Annotated in this window: 16 protein-coding genes; 11 read left to right on the top strand and 5 right to left on the bottom strand. The window is 72.6% G+C overall.

The features are described from left to right. Positions 1-8: 8 nt before the first annotated feature. The 5 genes from ureB to AC1DP1_RS17715 are packed head-to-tail and all read left to right on the top strand — an operon-like array spanning position 9 to position 4,057. Positions 9-332: an urease subunit beta gene (ureB, locus tag AC1DP1_RS17735; RefSeq protein WP_477507953.1), complete on the top strand. Its 324-nt coding sequence runs from the start codon at positions 9-11 to the stop codon at positions 330-332. Further along, positions 325-2,022 carry an urease subunit alpha gene (locus tag AC1DP1_RS17730; protein ID WP_477507952.1) on the top strand — a complete coding sequence of 566 codons (1,698 nt, stop codon included), beginning with the start codon at positions 325-327 and terminating at the stop codon, positions 2,020-2,022. The genes ureB and AC1DP1_RS17730 overlap by 8 nt, the downstream gene beginning before the upstream one ends. Next, entirely contained in the window at positions 2,022-2,654 is a 633-nt protein-coding gene (locus AC1DP1_RS17725; protein WP_477507951.1) for an urease accessory protein UreF, read from the top strand. Before AC1DP1_RS17730 ends, AC1DP1_RS17725 begins: the two co-directional genes overlap by 1 nt. After that, positions 2,647-3,360: an urease accessory protein UreG gene (ureG, locus tag AC1DP1_RS17720; RefSeq protein ID WP_477507950.1), complete on the top strand. Its 714-nt coding sequence runs from the start codon at positions 2,647-2,649 to the stop codon at positions 3,358-3,360. The genes AC1DP1_RS17725 and ureG overlap by 8 nt, the downstream gene beginning before the upstream one ends. Continuing rightward, positions 3,335-4,057, top strand: a complete 723-nt coding sequence (locus tag AC1DP1_RS17715; RefSeq protein ID WP_477507949.1) for an urease accessory protein UreD — start codon at positions 3,335-3,337, stop codon at positions 4,055-4,057. Before ureG ends, AC1DP1_RS17715 begins: the two co-directional genes overlap by 26 nt. On the opposite strand, the gene AC1DP1_RS17710 is transcribed toward AC1DP1_RS17715, so the two are convergent. From AC1DP1_RS17710 to AC1DP1_RS17700, 3 genes are all read right to left on the bottom strand, one after another. Beyond that, on the bottom strand, positions 4,039-6,612 hold the full coding sequence (locus AC1DP1_RS17710; RefSeq protein WP_477507948.1) for a hypothetical protein: 2,574 nt from the start codon (positions 6,610-6,612) through the stop codon (positions 4,039-4,041). The two genes, AC1DP1_RS17715 and AC1DP1_RS17710, sit on opposite strands and share 19 nt — an antisense overlap. 190 nt (positions 6,613-6,802) lie before the next feature. Next, complete coding sequence (locus tag AC1DP1_RS17705; RefSeq protein WP_477507947.1) at positions 6,803-7,525, bottom strand: hypothetical protein; 723 nt, start codon at positions 7,523-7,525, stop codon at positions 6,803-6,805. Between the two features lie 53 nt (positions 7,526-7,578). Beyond that, on the bottom strand, positions 7,579-8,064 hold the full coding sequence (locus AC1DP1_RS17700; protein WP_477507946.1) for a helix-turn-helix domain-containing protein: 486 nt from the start codon (positions 8,062-8,064) through the stop codon (positions 7,579-7,581). Positions 8,065-8,209: 145 nt separating this feature from the next. On the opposite strand from AC1DP1_RS17700, the gene AC1DP1_RS17695 reads away from it, so the two are divergent. Then, positions 8,210-8,710, top strand: coding sequence for a VanZ family protein (locus AC1DP1_RS17695; RefSeq protein WP_477507945.1), 501 nt, complete (start codon positions 8,210-8,212; stop codon positions 8,708-8,710). On the opposite strand, the gene AC1DP1_RS17690 is transcribed toward AC1DP1_RS17695, so the two are convergent. Next, the gene (locus tag AC1DP1_RS17690; RefSeq protein ID WP_477507944.1) at positions 8,645-9,631 is read right to left on the bottom strand and encodes an asparaginase; all 987 of its coding nucleotides are present in this window, start codon (positions 9,629-9,631) and stop codon (positions 8,645-8,647) included. The two genes, AC1DP1_RS17695 and AC1DP1_RS17690, sit on opposite strands and share 66 nt — an antisense overlap. Positions 9,632-9,671: 40 nt before the next feature. Here AC1DP1_RS17690 and cysC point away from each other — a divergent pair, with 40 nt between their 5' ends. The 4 genes from cysC to AC1DP1_RS17670 all read left to right on the top strand — a co-directional run bounded on the left by cysC (position 9,672) and on the right by AC1DP1_RS17670 (position 13,989). Next, the gene (gene cysC, locus AC1DP1_RS17685) at positions 9,672-10,886 is read left to right on the top strand and encodes an adenylyl-sulfate kinase (protein WP_477507943.1); all 1,215 of its coding nucleotides are present in this window, start codon (positions 9,672-9,674) and stop codon (positions 10,884-10,886) included. Continuing rightward, on the top strand, positions 10,879-11,415 hold the full coding sequence (locus tag AC1DP1_RS17680; protein ID WP_477507942.1) for an arsenate reductase/protein-tyrosine-phosphatase family protein: 537 nt from the start codon (positions 10,879-10,881) through the stop codon (positions 11,413-11,415). Before cysC ends, AC1DP1_RS17680 begins: the two co-directional genes overlap by 8 nt. Further along, positions 11,408-12,418 carry a sulfite exporter TauE/SafE family protein gene (locus AC1DP1_RS17675; RefSeq protein WP_477507941.1) on the top strand — a complete coding sequence of 337 codons (1,011 nt, stop codon included), beginning with the start codon at positions 11,408-11,410 and terminating at the stop codon, positions 12,416-12,418. Before AC1DP1_RS17680 ends, AC1DP1_RS17675 begins: the two co-directional genes overlap by 8 nt. Before the next feature lie 179 nt (positions 12,419-12,597). Beyond that, positions 12,598-13,989, top strand: a complete 1,392-nt coding sequence (locus AC1DP1_RS17670) for a tyrosine-protein kinase domain-containing protein (protein WP_477507940.1) — start codon at positions 12,598-12,600, stop codon at positions 13,987-13,989. 25 nt (positions 13,990-14,014) lie between these two features. Here the strand turns inward: AC1DP1_RS17670 and AC1DP1_RS17665 are convergent, their stop codons facing one another. Then, positions 14,015-14,836 carry a beta-keto acid cleavage family enzyme gene (locus tag AC1DP1_RS17665; protein ID WP_477507939.1) on the bottom strand — a complete coding sequence of 274 codons (822 nt, stop codon included), beginning with the start codon at positions 14,834-14,836 and terminating at the stop codon, positions 14,015-14,017. A gap of 23 nt (positions 14,837-14,859) precedes the next feature. Between AC1DP1_RS17665 and AC1DP1_RS17660 the strand changes: the two genes are divergently transcribed. After that, positions 14,860-15,089: hypothetical protein (locus AC1DP1_RS17660; protein ID WP_477507938.1), on the top strand; the 230-nt coding region annotated here is incomplete at its 3' end.

The following is a 15,089-nucleotide window of genomic DNA, read 5'->3' as shown; positions in this document are numbered from 1 at the left end:
GGCGAGCCATGGCCACCCACACCGAGGGCCCCGGGGCGATCCGGTGCGCACCGGGTACCCACGTCCTCAACGCGGACCGGACCCCCGACGAGCGGCGTACCGTCGTCATCACCAACACCGGCGACCGGCCGGTGCAGATCGGTTCCCACGTTCACCTCCCGCTGGTCAACGCGGCCCTGGACTTCGACCGGGACGCGGCAGAGGGGTTCCGGCTCGACGTCCCGTCCGGCACGTCCCAGCGCTTCGAGCCAGGTGCGTCGCGGTCGGTGGCGATCGTCGCGCTGCGGGGCCGGCGCGTGGTGCCCGGGATCCAGGTGCGGGCCGATGGTTGAGATCAGCCGCGAGGCGTACGCCGCGATCTACGGGCCGACTACCGGCGACCAGGTCCGCCTCGGTGACACCGACCTGTGGATCGAGGTCGAGGACGACCTGACCTTCGGTGGCGAGGAGGCGGTCTTCGGCGGGGGCAAGTCGATCCGCGAGTCGATGGCGCAGTCGGCGGTCCCACGCTCCGGGGGTGCGCTCGACACGGTCATCACCAATGCGGTCGTGCTCGACCACTGGGGCGTCGTCCGCGCCGACGTGGGCCTGCGCGAGGGTCGCATCGTCGCGCTCGGGCGCGCCGGCAACCCCGACATCGCCGACGGCGTGCACCCGGACCTCGTCATCGGTCCCGGCACCGACGTCATCTCCGGCGAGGGCAAGATCCTCACCGCGGGGGCGATCGACGTCCACGTCCACCTGCTGTCGCGCTCGCAGGTCGTGGAGGCGCTCGCGACCGGGACGACCACGATCGGCGGCGGTGGCACCGGCCCCTCCGAGGGTTCGAAGGCGACCACGGTCACCCCGGGAGCCTGGCACCTCCGGGCCGTCCACCGAGCGCTGGACGAGCTCCCCGTCAACGTCCTGCTGATGGGCAAGGGCAACACGGTGTCGGCGGAGGGCCTGGCCGAGCAGGCACTGGCCGGCGCGGCGGCGTACAAGGTGCACGAGGACTGGGGTGCGACGCCCGCGGCGATCGACGCCGCCCTGCGTGCGGCGGACGAGTTCGGCCTCCAGGTGGCGCTGCACTCCGACAGCCTCAACGAGGCCGGCTACCTCGAGTCGACGCTGTCGGCGATCGGCGGCCGCTCCATCCACGCCTTCCATGCCGAGGGCGCCGGGGGCGGGCACGCCCCCGACATCCTCAAGGTCGCGTCGCACCCGCACGTCATCCCCGGCTCCACCAACCCGACGCTCCCGCACACCGTCAACACCGTCGCCGAGCACCTCGACATGCTCATGGTGTGCCACCACCTCAACCCCCGGGTGCCCGAGGACCTCGCGTTCGCCGAGTCGCGGATCCGGGCGACGACGATCGCGGCCGAGGACCTGCTGCACGACCTCGGCGCGCTCTCGATCACGTCCTCCGACGCGCAGGCGATGGGACGGATCGGAGAGGTCATCTGCCGCACGTGGCAGGTCGCGCACGTCATGAAGGCCCGCCTCGGCTCCGTGGGGGGTCCCGCCGACAACGTCCGTGCCCGACGCTACGTCGCGAAGTACACGATCAACCCGGCCGTCGCACACGGGATCGCCCACGAGGTCGGGTCGGTCGAGCCGGGCAAGCTGGCCGACCTGGTGCTCTGGGACCCGCGGTTCTTCGGGATCCGGCCCCAGGCGGTCATCAAGGCAGGGGCGCTGGTGTGGGGCGCGCTGGGCGACCCCAACGCGTCGATCCCGACACCCCAGCCGGTGCTGATGAGGCCGACGCTGGTGGGGGCGGACGGTGCCGACCACGCGGTGACCTTCGTGGCGCCCGCGGCCCTCGAGGCCGGGCTCGCGTCGGCGCTGGGGCTCCGTCGACGGCTCGCGGCGGTGACGCCAACCCGGGACGTCGGCAAGGCCGACATGGTCAACAACGACGCCCTGCCCGCCATCGACATCGACCCCGAGACGTTCGCCATCACCGTCGAGGGCGAGCTGGTCGAGCCGTCGCCCGCGACCACGCTGCCCCTGGCGCAGCTCTACTCGATGTTCTGATGAGCGCCCTCGCCCTGCTCCTCGCCGACGCGCGGCTGCCCGTCGCCGGCCACACCCAGTCCGGGAGCCTCGAGCCCGCGCTCGCCGCCGGACCCGTCGACATTCCGGCCTACCTCGCCCTGCGTCTCGCGACGGTGACGCGGACCGAGGCCGCCACCGCCGTGGTGACCCTGGCCCACCTGCGCCGGGGCGAGGGTCTCGACGCGGTGCACGACGCCTGGGCCGCCCGCACGGCCAGTGCCGCGATGCGCGACACCTCGCGCGAGCTGGGCCGCGGGCTGCTGCGCCTGGCTGACGTCCTGTGGGACCTGCCGCCGGTGTTGACCGGGCTGCCCCGGCCGATGGTGCTCGGCGCCGTCGCGCACGTCACCGGGCTCGCCGCGACGGACGTGGCCGAGGTGATCGGGTACGACGACCTGCAGACCGTCGCGTCGGCGGCCCTCAAGCTGCGGCCGCTCGACCCGGCCGTCGCCACCGGCTGGGTCGTGGCGGCGCTGCCGCGGCTGGCGGTCCTGGTCTCGCAGGTCGCGCACCTCGAGTCACCCACCGACATCCCCGCCACCGCATCACCGTGGATCGAGCAGCTCGCCGAGGACCACGCCGTCACCACCAGGAGGTTGTTCCGTGCCTGAAAGTCCCCGCGAGCTCCGGCTGGGCGTCTGCGGCCCCGTCGGCACCGGCAAGTCCTCCCTGATCATGCTGCTCTGCGCCCACCTCGGAGACGAGCTGGAGATCGGGGTCGTCACCAACGACATCTACACCGACGAGGACGCCCGGATGATCCGGGCCGCGGGCGTGCTGGACCCCGCGAGGATCGTCGCGGTCGAGACCGGAGCATGTCCGCACACCGCCATCCGTGACGACATCACCGCCAACCTGCTGGCCGTCGAGGACCTCGTCGCCGAGCACGGGCCGTTGGACCTGGTGCTGGTGGAGTCAGGTGGGGACAACCTCACCGCGACGTTCTCACCCGCCCTCGTCGACGTCCAGGTGTTCGTGATCGATGTCGCCGGGGGTGGTGACGTGGCCCGCAAGGGCGGACCGGGCATCGAGCGTGCCGACCTGCTGGTCGTCAACAAGACCGACCTCGCTCCCCACGTCGGGGTGGACGTCGACCTGATGCGCTCGGACGCCCTTGCGGCCCGCGACGACCGGCCGGTCGTCGCCCTCTCCAGGCACGACCCCGACTCGGTCACCCGGCTCCTGGACTGGGTGCGGGCCATGGTGGCCCGGCAGCGGACCGGCGACCTGGTCCCGGCCGACCCCGGTCCGATGGCGCCGCACGTCCATGCCGAGGGGAGCCGGCACGACCATGGCGACCACGTCCACGCGCACTGACGCCTGCTCCTTCACCGTCGCCCGCACGAGCGACGCCCGCGTCCGGGTGACCGCTCGCGGCGGTCCCTTCCGTGTCGTCACGCTCTCGGCGGAACACGGAGTGGCCCGGGTGGCGCTGGTGCCCACCCGCGCGCTGCTGCTGGCGGGGGACGCCGTGGAGGTGGAGTGCGACGTCGGGGACGGGCTCACGCTCCACGTGCAGGAGACGAGCGGCACCGTGGCGTACGACATGCGCGGCGGGTCTGCGTCGTGGTCGTTCACCGCCCGGATCGGGGTCGGGTCGCGGCTGGTGCTCGACGCGCTGCCCTGGGTGTCGTCGGGCGGCTCTCACGTCACCCGGACGACGTCCGTCCAGCTGGACGAGGCGGCCACGCTGCTGGCCCGGGAGACCCTCGTGCTGGGCCGGTACGGCGAGCAACCCGGCTCCCTCGTGTCACGGACGACGATCACCCGCGAAGCCCGTCCGCTGCTCGTCGAGGAGCTGCGCTCGGACCACCTGGCGCCCCACCGGGTGCTGGACAGCGTCCTGGCGGTCGGCACCTGCCACCAGCCACCCCCGGGCAGTCCGTCCCCGTTCCGGTTGGACCGCGGGGACCGGCTGTGGCGGAGGCTGGGGCGCGAGGCGCACGAGACCGCCGCAGCGCTCGACCCGGTGTGGACGGCCCTGCACCGCGCGGCTCAGTCGTGCGCCTGGTAGTCGACTGGTCCCATCATGTCGCCCGCGTCGTCGGTCGTGTCGGCGGTCGCTGAGGCCGACTCCTGACGTACGTCCTCGCGCGGGGTCGGCACCGTCGGGGTGCCCCACGTCGTGCCCAGGGTCCGGGCGGCCAGCCACTCGACGGCGTCGTCCCAGTCCGGGGACAGGGCGAAGTGGCTGTGCTGCATCATCGAGGTGAGGGGCTCGGCGTGCAGCTCGCGGTCCGGCGGGCTGGGGTCGAGCAGCCGCCAGTCGCGTCCGCACTCGCGTCGCCCGCTGCGGACGGCGGGCAGGAGGTCGGGCACGAGCGGCCACGGATCCTCCGTGCTCGCCGGCGGGCCCAGCCGGCGCGAGCGCAGCACCTGCTGCGTCTCCTCACCGGTGTGCGCCCAGCTGAGCACCGGGCCCGCGATGGGGTCGGTGTCGCGGAAGAGGTTGATCCAGCGACCTCCGAGCGCGCGGTCGAGGCACGTGAGCACGTGGTAGCTCGTGTACGCCGGGAACGCGCGCGGGAAGATCACCTGCAGCTGGGAGCCGAAGGTGAGGAAGCCGACGCGCGCGAGCTCCTGCGGGTTCAGCCACAGCAGCGCGGCGACCGAGATGAAGCTGCCCTGGCTGTGCGCCTCCACGACGACCGCGTCGGCGACCTCGGTGGTCGACGGCTCCGCCTCGGTGCAGGTGCCGAGGTGGTGCCGGATCCGGTCGCGCAGCGACTGCACCGCGAACTGCGAGTACGGCGGCGGTACGAACGGGTGCACCGACCGCGGCCAGAACGACACCACGTCCCACACCACGTTGACGACCCGCTGCCGGTCACGGGCCCGCAGGGACTGACGTGCGGTGGTCATGAGCAGGCCGGCCAGGGCGATCAGCGTCAGGGCGCCGAGCCGGGAGATCACCTCCACCCAGTCGTCGGGGAGTCCGTCGCGCGGTGCGCCCACGCCGGTCATGAGGTCGATGGCGAGCAGCACCGCGAGCGCCATGCCGAGGAACGAGAAGCAGACGAGCACGACGGGAAGCCCGAGCTTGACCCGCGCGACGGCGCTGGCCGTCGCGATCCGGCGTACCCGCTCGTCCGTGAGCCACGTCGGCGCCTCGGACCCCTCGCCCGCCCCGTCGCCCGCCCCGTCGCCCGTCCCGTCGCGTGACGAGGACCCGTAGACGAGGCCGAAGCTGCGCCGCACCCGTTCGGTACGCCAGTCGCGGTCCGTCCACGTGCGGAACCCGAGCACGAGGCCGACGGCCACCATGAGCAGCACGGAGACGCCCCAGGTGAAGGTGACGCCCTCGACCAGCTTGGGCAGCGCCGCGTCGTCGACCAGCAGCTCGGCGCTGGCCAGCAGCAGCGCCGCCGAGTAGCCGACGGCGAGGAACCCGCCGAGCGCGGCGACGACCGGCGCCGCCATCCCTGCGGCGTAGCGGCGGAAGGGTCGGGGCACCTCCGCGTCGAGGCGCCGGGTGGCGTGCGCCAGACCCGCGGAGGCGGCGAAGAGGACGATCAGCGTGCCCGTCAGGACCACCACGAGCGTGTTGGACACCTCGTCCACGGCTGCGAGCGGGTTGTCGGGGTTCACCCCGCGCAGGAGCAGCATCACCACCGACGAGAGCAGGACCGCCAGCGCGAGGGACGCGGCCGTCAGGCCCACCGCCGGTCGCTGGAGGACCCGGTTCCAGCTCTCCAGCACCGAGTCGCGCTCCCACGACCGGGGAGCGCTGTGCTCGGGGTCGCCGAGCACCGCCACCAGCACGGCGAGGGCGGCCAGCAGCCCCGCGCTGGCGGCGTACACGAACGAGCTCAGGCTGGTGCCCAGCTGCGCGTCGCCGTCAGTGAGGCTGCCGACGAGGGCCACCGTCGCCCAGCCGCCTGCGAGGTGGAGGCGTCCGAGGCTGGTGGCATCGGGGTCGCCGGCGTAGAAGTTCTCCCGGGTCAGGCCGGACGACTCGCCCAGCGAGCGGCCCAGGGTGTCGGCGGCGTCGGGCGGCTGGCGCACGGTCGTGTTGCGTCGGCCCAGTCGGTAGAGCACCAGCACGCCGCCGGCCGCGACCAGCGCGCCCGCCGCCAGGAGCGTGCCCTCCCCGAGCGCCTGGCCGAGCCGGGTCGTGGCCAGCCGTTGGCGGGCGACCAGGTCGATGCTGATGGACGACGCGGCCAGGGCGAACGTCGCCGTCAGCCCGAGGGCGAGCAGCCGCAGCGCCCCGCCGACGACGGTGTGGAAGAACCGCTCGCGCCACGTCGAGGGCGGGCTGAGCATGAACTGCGCGGCGTTGACCATGCCGAACGGGACCAGCGCCAGCCACAGCGCCTGGCGCCAGTTGCCCGAGGTGTAGCGGCCCCAGTGGAAGCCCTCGAGCCTGGTCGACCGCGTGTGCGGGCCCGTCCCGTCCTCGACGGGGTCGGGCGGCTTGTCGCCGAAGCAGTCGACCGCGACGAAGAACCGCGAGTACTCGTCGCCGGCCTCCTGGCGGGCATGGTGCGTCTCGAGCATCTCCTCGGGCGGCGTCCCGCTGACGCCGTGGACCCGCAGCTCCACGATCTTCGCGCTCGTGACATCCATGGCCAGCCTCCGCGGCCTCCCGCGGCGGGTCGAGAACTCACCGCTGCCGCCCCTCCCATTGGAGCGGAGTTGCCCACAGTTGTCCATGCCCGGCAAAGGCGGGCAACGACAGAGGGCCCCCGCTCTGGTGGACGGGGGCCCTCGGCCCTGCTCAGAACAGCATCAGCTGCTGCTCATCGGCTGGTGCTCTTCAGTCGCCGACCTTCTCGGTGGCGTCGGCAAGGGCCTTGACCGCGTTGGTCGCGGTGGCGGTGGCGGCGCTGGCGGTGGCCTTGGCGCTGCTCTGCGCGGTGGCGGTCTTCTTCGCAGCGGTCTTGCGGGCGGTGGTCGCGGCGGCCTTCTTGCCCGCGGCCTTCCGGGTGGCCTTCTTGGCAGTCGGCTTCGGCTTGGGGGCGACCTTGGTGGCGGCCGTCTTGTCGGCGGCGGCGGTGGTGGCCTCGGCGGCCTTCTTGGCCTGGGTCGCGGTGGTCTTCGCCTTCGTCACGGTGGTCTTGGCGGAGGTCACGGTGGCCTTGGTCGACTCCTGGCGGCGGATGCGGCCCACGAGGGACTCGCCGCGCTTGACCAGGTCGGCGTAGGTGGCGTTGGCGGCGGAGACGTTGTCGTCGACCAAGGTGGAGACCTGGGTCGTGACCTTGGCGGGGTACGCCCGGGCCTCGGTCTGCAGCTCGGCGACGCGGGCCTCGATGGCGGCGCGGCGGGCCTGGGCCTGCTTGCGCAGCGCCTTCGGGTCGGTCGCGGTCTTCTGGACGTCGGTCACGCGGGTGGTGACGTCCTTCTGCACGGCGGCGACGCGCTTCTGCACGTCGGCCACGGCCTCACGGACGGCCTCCACAGCCAGGTCGGTGACGCCGACGCCGGCGAGGACGGGCTTGAGGGCTTCGGTCTTGAGGTCGCGCTTGGTGGTGGCCATGGGGTTCTCCTTCAATGGGGGATGGTGCTGACAGTTGTTCTGGTGGTCTGTGGCTAGAGCTCGTCGGCGGGCTCGACGGACTCGACGGGTAGGGCCGGCGCCGCGTCGCGCTCGTTGAGCGCGAGGAACGAGGCGTACACGTCGAGCAGCGAGTGCTTCTGCCGCTCGGTGAGCGCGGCGTCGGCGAGGATGGCGAGCTCCACCGACCCGGGCTGCCCGGGGTCGGGGTGGACGATGCCGGCGCGGACGTAGAGCTGCTCCGCGCTCACGCGCAGGGCGCGGGCCAGCTGTTGGAGCACCTCGGCCGAGGGCTTGCGCAGACCGCGCTCGATCTGGCTGAGGTAGGGGTTGCTCACTCCGACCTGGTCGGCGAGCTGTCGAAGGGAGAGCTGCGCGCCGAGGCGCTGCTCCTTGAGGTAGTCCCCCAGCGTGCCGAGCGAGCCGACGACCGCCTTGCTCGTCTTGCTGCCGGTCTTGGAAGCCGCCTTCGACGCCTTCTTCGAGCTCGCCCTGGCCGGGGTCATCTTGTCCTTGGCCATGTCTCCATTGTGCTAACACCAGTTAGCAAAACACAACCGTTCCCGAGGTGAGTCGTCTCACAACGCCTCAACCAATGAAGATTCCCCGCGCTAGCAAAGCGGCTTGCACTACTCCCGCGCTGAGGCATCGACCTAGGATCCATCCGTGTCCGCCCGCCCCCTGCGTCCCCGCGTCCGTACGGCGCTGGCCGCCGCCCTGGTGGCCTGGGCCGTGCTGCTGGTGGCGGTCCTGCTGGCACCCTCGACCGCGGGCCCGGACTGGCTGATCTTCACGATCGCCGACGGACTCGGACGCACGGGCCTCCCGTCGGGGCTCGTCTCGCCGAGGCGCGTCGAGTTCACGCTCAACGTCGCGGCCTTCGTCCCGCTCAGCCTGCTGGGGACGATGCTGTGGCCGCGGCCCACGTGGCGCGACTGGACGGCCGTCGGCTTCGCGGCGTCGTTCGTCGTCGAGGTGGCGCAAGCACTGGTGCTGGACACCCGGGCGGCGACGCACTCGGACGTGGTCGCCAACACCCTCGGCACCCTGGTCGGCGCCCTGCTCGGGTGGGGGCTCGTCGCGTCGGGCGTCGGACGCGCCTCAGAAGGCCGCGCGGATCTCCCCGACCGGCAGTCCTCCGCCGAGGAGCTCGAACCGCCCCGTTGAGCGGACCGCCTCGGCGTCCACGCCGTCCTCGTCGAGCACACCCGAGCGGCGCAGCGCCTCGGCCATCAGCACCGGGCGTACGCGCGCAGCCCCGTCGTCGGTCTTGAGCGCCCAGGCCCGCCCGTCGGGGAGCGCGACGGCGTAGCAGGACTCGGCGCCGGCCTTGCCGATCAGCCCGGGGACGGCCCGGTGCAGGGCGAGCTCGTCGCGGGTCGTGCCGCTGACGTGCTCCGGGTGGCGGCGGATCGCGTCGGCGACGCGGCGCTGCGGACCGTCGGTCGAGGTGGCGAGGGACGCGAACGCCCGCGCCAGCCCGGTGAGTGACGTGGACAGCAGCGGCGCACCGCACCCGTCGACGGCCACCGCGTCGATCGGCTCCCCCGTGAGCCGGGCGAAGGTGTCGGCGATCGCGACTTGGAGCGGGTGGGCGGGGTCGAGGTAGGTGGCGGTGTCCCAGCCCCGCAGCACGCACGTCGCGAGCATCGCCGCGTGCTTGCCGGAGCAGTTCATCAGGACCGGCGCCTTCGCACCCCCGGCCCGTACGACGGCCTCGCGGGCGTCGTCGTCGAGGGGGTAGTCGGCGGGCGTCTGGAGCGCGGACTCGTCGAGGCCGGCGGACGCCAGCGTGCGGCGTACGCCCTCCACGTGGAACGGCTCGCCGGAGTGCGAGGCGCACGCCAGGGCGAGCAGGTCGTCGGGCAGGTCGAGGCCGAGCTCGACCATCGCGAGGGCCTGGATCGGCTTGTTGCTCGAGCGCGGCAGCACCGGGGCCGCGACCTCGCCGACCGACCAGTCGACCGACCCGTCGGCAGCCAGGGCCACCACGGAGCCGTAGTGGTGACCCTCGACGAAGCCGGAGCGGACGATCTCGGCGACGACGGGGAGACCGACAGACACAGCAACAGACCCAGCGACAGACATGGCGGCAGGCTACTCACCGCAGTTCTGAGAGGATGCGCGGGTGATCCAGCACTGCCCGACGCCGACCGAGCTCGACGACCTGGAGCTCCTGGTCTCCGGCGCCTACGCCCCGCTCTCCCGATTCAACGAGGACGGCAGCGTCGTCACCCTCGACCTGCCCGACGGAGCCACCGAGGCCGAGCTCGTCGACCCCGAGGGCCTGCCGCTGGCCCGGGTCGCCGCCGACGGCTCGCTGGAGCCGCTCACCCACGCGCAGTACGGCCCCTTCCGCCGGTTGCACCTCACCCCCGCCCAGGCTCGCGAGCAGCACGCCGGCGCCACCTTCGTCCCCGTCGTCGACGCGCTCACCGAGGCCGACCTCGAGGAGCTGCGCGGGCTTGGCCGGGTCGTGCTCCTCGCCCTGATGGGCACCGGCACCTCGTCGCTGTCCCCCGTCGCGCTGGTGCGCGCCACGCTGGCGGCCGCCGACCTGCTCGACGACGCGTCCGTCGTGGCCATCCCGCTCCCGGCCCACGGTGACGCCGACGCCGACCACGCCCTCGGCACCCAGGTGGTCGAGACCTACGCCGGCGGTGACCCGGTCCACGCCCTGGGGGGCCCGGCCCCGTTGGTCGAGGAGGGCGCCCCGCGCCCGTCACGAGACCAGCTGCCGCAGTCGATCGCCGCCATCGTCGAGGCTGACCAGCCGGAGCCCGAGGAGCAGGGCCTCGTGCTCTTCTTCACCGGCCTGTCCGGGAGCGGCAAGTCGACGCTCGCCCGCGCGCTGATGGACCTGCTGCTCGAGCAGGGCGGGCGCACGGTGACCAGCCTCGACGGCGACGTCGTACGACGTCACCTGTCCGCGGGCCTGACCTTCAGCAAGGCCGACCGCGAGACCAACATCCGGCGCATCGGCTGGGTCGCCGCGGAGATCGCTCGCCACGGCGGGGTCGCGGTGTGCTCGCCGATCGCTCCGTTCGCCGAGACCCGCGAGCAGGTGCAGGAGATGGTCGAGGCCGCCGGGGGCGCGTTCTTCCTCGTCCACGTCGCCACGCCGCTCGAGGAGTGCGAGCGCCGCGACCGCAAGGGCCTCTACGCCAAGGCCCGCGCCGGTGAGATCCCGGAGTTCACCGGCATCTCCTCGCCCTACGAGGAGCCCGTCGACCCGGCCGTGCGCGTCGACACCACCGGCCGCACCATCGAGGACGCGCTCGACGACGTCCTGGTCGCGCTCGACGAGGCCGGCTACCTCCACCTGCGGGGCACCGATGACTGAGCCGCTCCGGGTGCTCTTCGTCTGCACCGCCAACATCTGCCGCTCGCCCTTCCTCGAGCTCACCGCGCGCCGACTGTCCGGCCCCGGCTCCGGGGTGGAGTTCTCCAGCGCGGGCACGCACGGCTTCGACAGCCACGCGATGGACGACGTCATGGTCGCCACTCTCGTGGAGGACACCTCGTCCGACTTCGCGAGCCGCCGCGTCACCGGGCCGCTCCTCGCGGAGGCCGACCTGGTGCTGACCGCGGAGGCCACGCACCGCAGCTTCATCCTGGAGGAGTTCCCCCAGCACCTCCGCAAGGTCTTCACCGTCGGCCAGTTCGYCGCCGCGGTGGAGGAGCACCCCGACCTGCGCGGGCGGGAGCTGGTCGCCGCGGTCGGCGCACGTCGTACAGCGGCGCGCCGCGAGCACGACATCGCCGACCCCTACCGGCGCGGGGAATCGGCTGCGGCGACGGCAGCAGACACAATGTCGCGAATGTTGGGTGTGATCGTTCCTCGGCTCGCTCCAGGAGGCTCCGGTGGCTGACCTGCTGACCGTCACCGCCCTCTCGATCCTGGCGGCCGGGTTCCTCGTCGGCATCGTCGTCGGCCTGACCGGCATGGGCGGTGGCGCCCTGATGACGCCGGCACTGCTGTTCCTGGGCGTCGGGGAGGCCGCCACCGTCGTGACCGCCGACCTGACGGCGGCCGCCGTCTACAAGACCGGCGGCGCGATCGTGCACAAGCGCGAGGGCTCGCCCAACATGCGGCTCGCGATGTGGCTGATGATCGGCTCCATCCCGATGGCGCTGCTGGGGCCGCATCTGGTCGCGTGGTTCACCGACGACACCGAAGAGCTCAACCAGGTGCTCGTGATCAGCATCGGTTTCGCGCTCCTGCTGGCGGCGGCGACCTACGCCCTGCGCCTCTACGTCAACCTGCGCCGCGTCCGCTCGGGCACCCACGTCCACGACGACAACCCCGCCATCCGGATCGTGCCGACGCTGCTCGTCGGCATGCTCGGTGGCCTGCTCGTCGGCATCACCAGCGTCGGCTCCGGCTCGGTCATCATGATCGCGCTGCTGATGCTCTACCCCGGCCTGTCGGCCGTGCGGCTCGTCGGCACCGACCTCGTGCAGGCAGTCCCGCTCGTCCTGGCCGCGGCGATCTCGAACATCGCCCTGCATGGCATCGACTGGACGATCCTGATCCCCCTCGTCATCGGCTCGGTGCCTGGCACCATCCTCGGCTCGATGCTCGCCCCCCGCGTGCCGCAGTCCTTCATCCGACGCGGCATCGTCGTGGTCCTCACGATGAGCGGCGTCGCGCTGCTCGACAAGTCCGGCTGGGCGCCCCTCGGCGTCGAGGAGACCCACCCGATGCTCATCGCCGGCATCGGCGTCGCCGTGCTGGTCGTGCTGCCCATCGTGTGGGGCTTCCTGCGCAAGCAGCAGGGGCTGCCGATGTTCGGCTCGCCGACCATCGCCGAGATGGAGGACCCGGACTACCAGCCCGGGCTCGTGGGGATGAAGAAGGTCGACCGGCCGTAGGGCCGTCCGGGCGGCCTGAAGCAGGTCACGGGCGGCGTGTCACGAGACGTCGTACGGCGTGTTGCGGGCGCGGCGGACCAGGAGCGGGCCCCCCTTCCGACCCGCCCGCGAGGATGAAGGGCGAGGGCGACCCAGCGCTTACTCTTGTCAAAGTTTCGTTGACAAGAAGAGGAAAAAGCGTGGAGCTGCAGGACTACTGGCGCACCGTTCGACGGCGGTGGCGGCTGGTTCTCGGGAGTGTCCTGGTCGTCCTGGCGGTCGCCGCGGTGTGGACCTGGTCGGTGACTCCGACCTACGCCTCCACCACCCGGATCTTCGTCTCGACCAGCCAGACCGACGAGAACTCCGCCTACACCGGCAACCTGTTCGCCACCCAGCGCGTGGCGTCCTACGCCGACCTGGTGACGAGCAACCAGCTCGCCGAGCGCGTGGCCGGAGAGCTCGGCGACGCCGACGCGATGGAACTGCGCGAGCAGGTCACCGCCTCGGCCGTCCCGGAGACGGTGCTGCTCGAGATCGAGGCCCAGGACGCCGACGCGGAGCGCGCCCGCGACATCGCGCAGGCCTACGCCGAGCAGCTGCAGATCGTCGTGGAGGAGCTCGAGACGCCCCGCGGCGAGTCCGCGGCCGTCGTCAAGGCGACCCTCATCGACGACGCCCAGGTCGCCCGCTCTCCCGTGTCGCCGCAGCCGCTGCGCAACCTCGCGCTCGCCGGCATCCTCGGGCTGCTGCTGGGCATCGGCCTGGCCGTGGCGCGCGAGCTGCTCGACACGAGTGTCAAGGGCGCGGACGACATCGCCGAGATCACGACCGCCCCGGTCCTCGGCAACATCTTCCAGGACAACGACGCCAAGCGGGCACCCAGTGAGGTGCTCTTCACCGCCACCCCGTGGGCCGAGGCGTTCCGGGTGCTGCGCACCAACATGCAGTACGTCGACATCGACAAGGCCCAGAAGGTCATCGTCGTCACCAGCGCCCTGCCCGGCGAGGGCAAGAGCACGACCGCGGTCAACCTCGCGGTCACGCTCACCCAGGCCGGCCAGAAGGTCGCCCTGGTCGAGTGCGACCTCCGCCGTCCGCTCATCGCCGACCGCCTCGAGCTCGACGGCGCGATCGGCACCACCAGCGTGCTCATCGGCAAGGTCAGCGCCGAGGACGTCATGCAGCAGTACGCCGACACGTCGCTCGAGGTCATGGTGTGCGGCCAGATCCCGCCCAACCCCTCGGAGCTCCTGCAGTCGCAGGCGATGGAGATGCTGCTGCTCGAGCTGCGCCAGCGCTACGACGTCGTCATCCTCGACGCGCCGCCGCTGCTGCCGGTCACCGACGCAGCCCTGCTCGCCACGCGAGCCGACGGTGCGGTCGTCGTGGTCAGCCACGGGCGGACGACGCGTGACCAGCTGTCGACGGCCATCGAACGCCTGGACTCCGTCGACGCCACCACGCTGGGCGTCGTGGTCAACCAGGCGCCGGCCAAGAAGTCGGCGAGCGGCTACGGCTACGGCTACGGCTACGCCCCGCTCGAGGACGAGACCGTGACGGCAGGGGGCGGCAAGCGCCGCCGACGCTGAATCAGGCCGGCCCAGCCCGGAAGAATCAGGCCAGGCCGAGCAGCTCGCGGCACTGCGCCGGCTTCATCGGCGTACGCTGCGCGATCCGTCCCAGCTCGACCGCGCGCTCGACGAGCTGGGCGTTCGACTCGACCGGCACGCCGCGGCTGATGGTGAGCACGTCCTCCATGCCCACGCGCAGGTGGCCGCCCATCGCCAGCGAGGCCATCGCCACCGACAGCGTCGAGCGGCCGATGCCGGTGGCCGACCACGAGGTCACCTCGGGCGGGAGGGCGGCCACGCCGGCAACGAGCGCGGGCGCGGTGCCGGGCATGCCGCCGGGGACGCCCATGACGAAGTCCACGTGCACCTTGCCGCCGACCGGAACGCCGTACTGCCGGATGAGGCGGCCGAGCGCGTGCACCTGCCCGAGGTCGAAGAGCTCGAACTCCGGCGCCACGCCGCGCTCGAGCGCGAGCTGGTAGAGGTCCTTCACGAAGGGCCACGGGTTGAGGAAGACGTCGTCGCCGAAGTTGGTCGTGCCCATGGTGAGCGAGCACGAGTCGGGCTCGGCGTCGAGCACCTTGAGCCGCTCGTCGAGCGGGTCGTGGACGGAGCCGCCGGTGGAGAGCTGGACGACGAGGGAGGACGAGTCGCGCACCGCGGCGACCCACTCGCGCAGCAGTCCCTGGTCGAGCGTGGGCTGGTGGGAGGTGTCGCGCACATGGATGTGGATCATCGCCGCACCGGCTGCTTCGCAGTCGGCCGCGGTGCGAGCCACCTCCTCCGGGGTGGTCGGGAGCTGCGGACAGTCGGCCTTCGCCGTCTCGGCGCCCGTCGGTGCCACCGTGATGAGCAGTTCGTCCATGCGGGCACCTTAGACTCCCGCGCGTGACTCTCTCGGCCAGCCCTCGCCACGTCGTCGCCGTGACCGCCCTCGGCACCCAGGTCCACGTCGAGGTGGCCGGCGGCCATGCCGACAGCCTCGCCGACGACCTGGTCCGCGCCTGGTCGCGCTGCGACGCCCGCCTGGTCGATGCCGCGGCAGGCCCGAGCGTGCGGGTGGTGGTCGACGACGACCCCGCCGCGGTCGAGGACGCCGCGGCCCATGGTGCGATCGC

Source organism: Nocardioides sp. P4_G10 (genome assembly GCF_056401175.1).
This window is presented reverse-complemented; position numbering and strand designations above follow the sequence as displayed.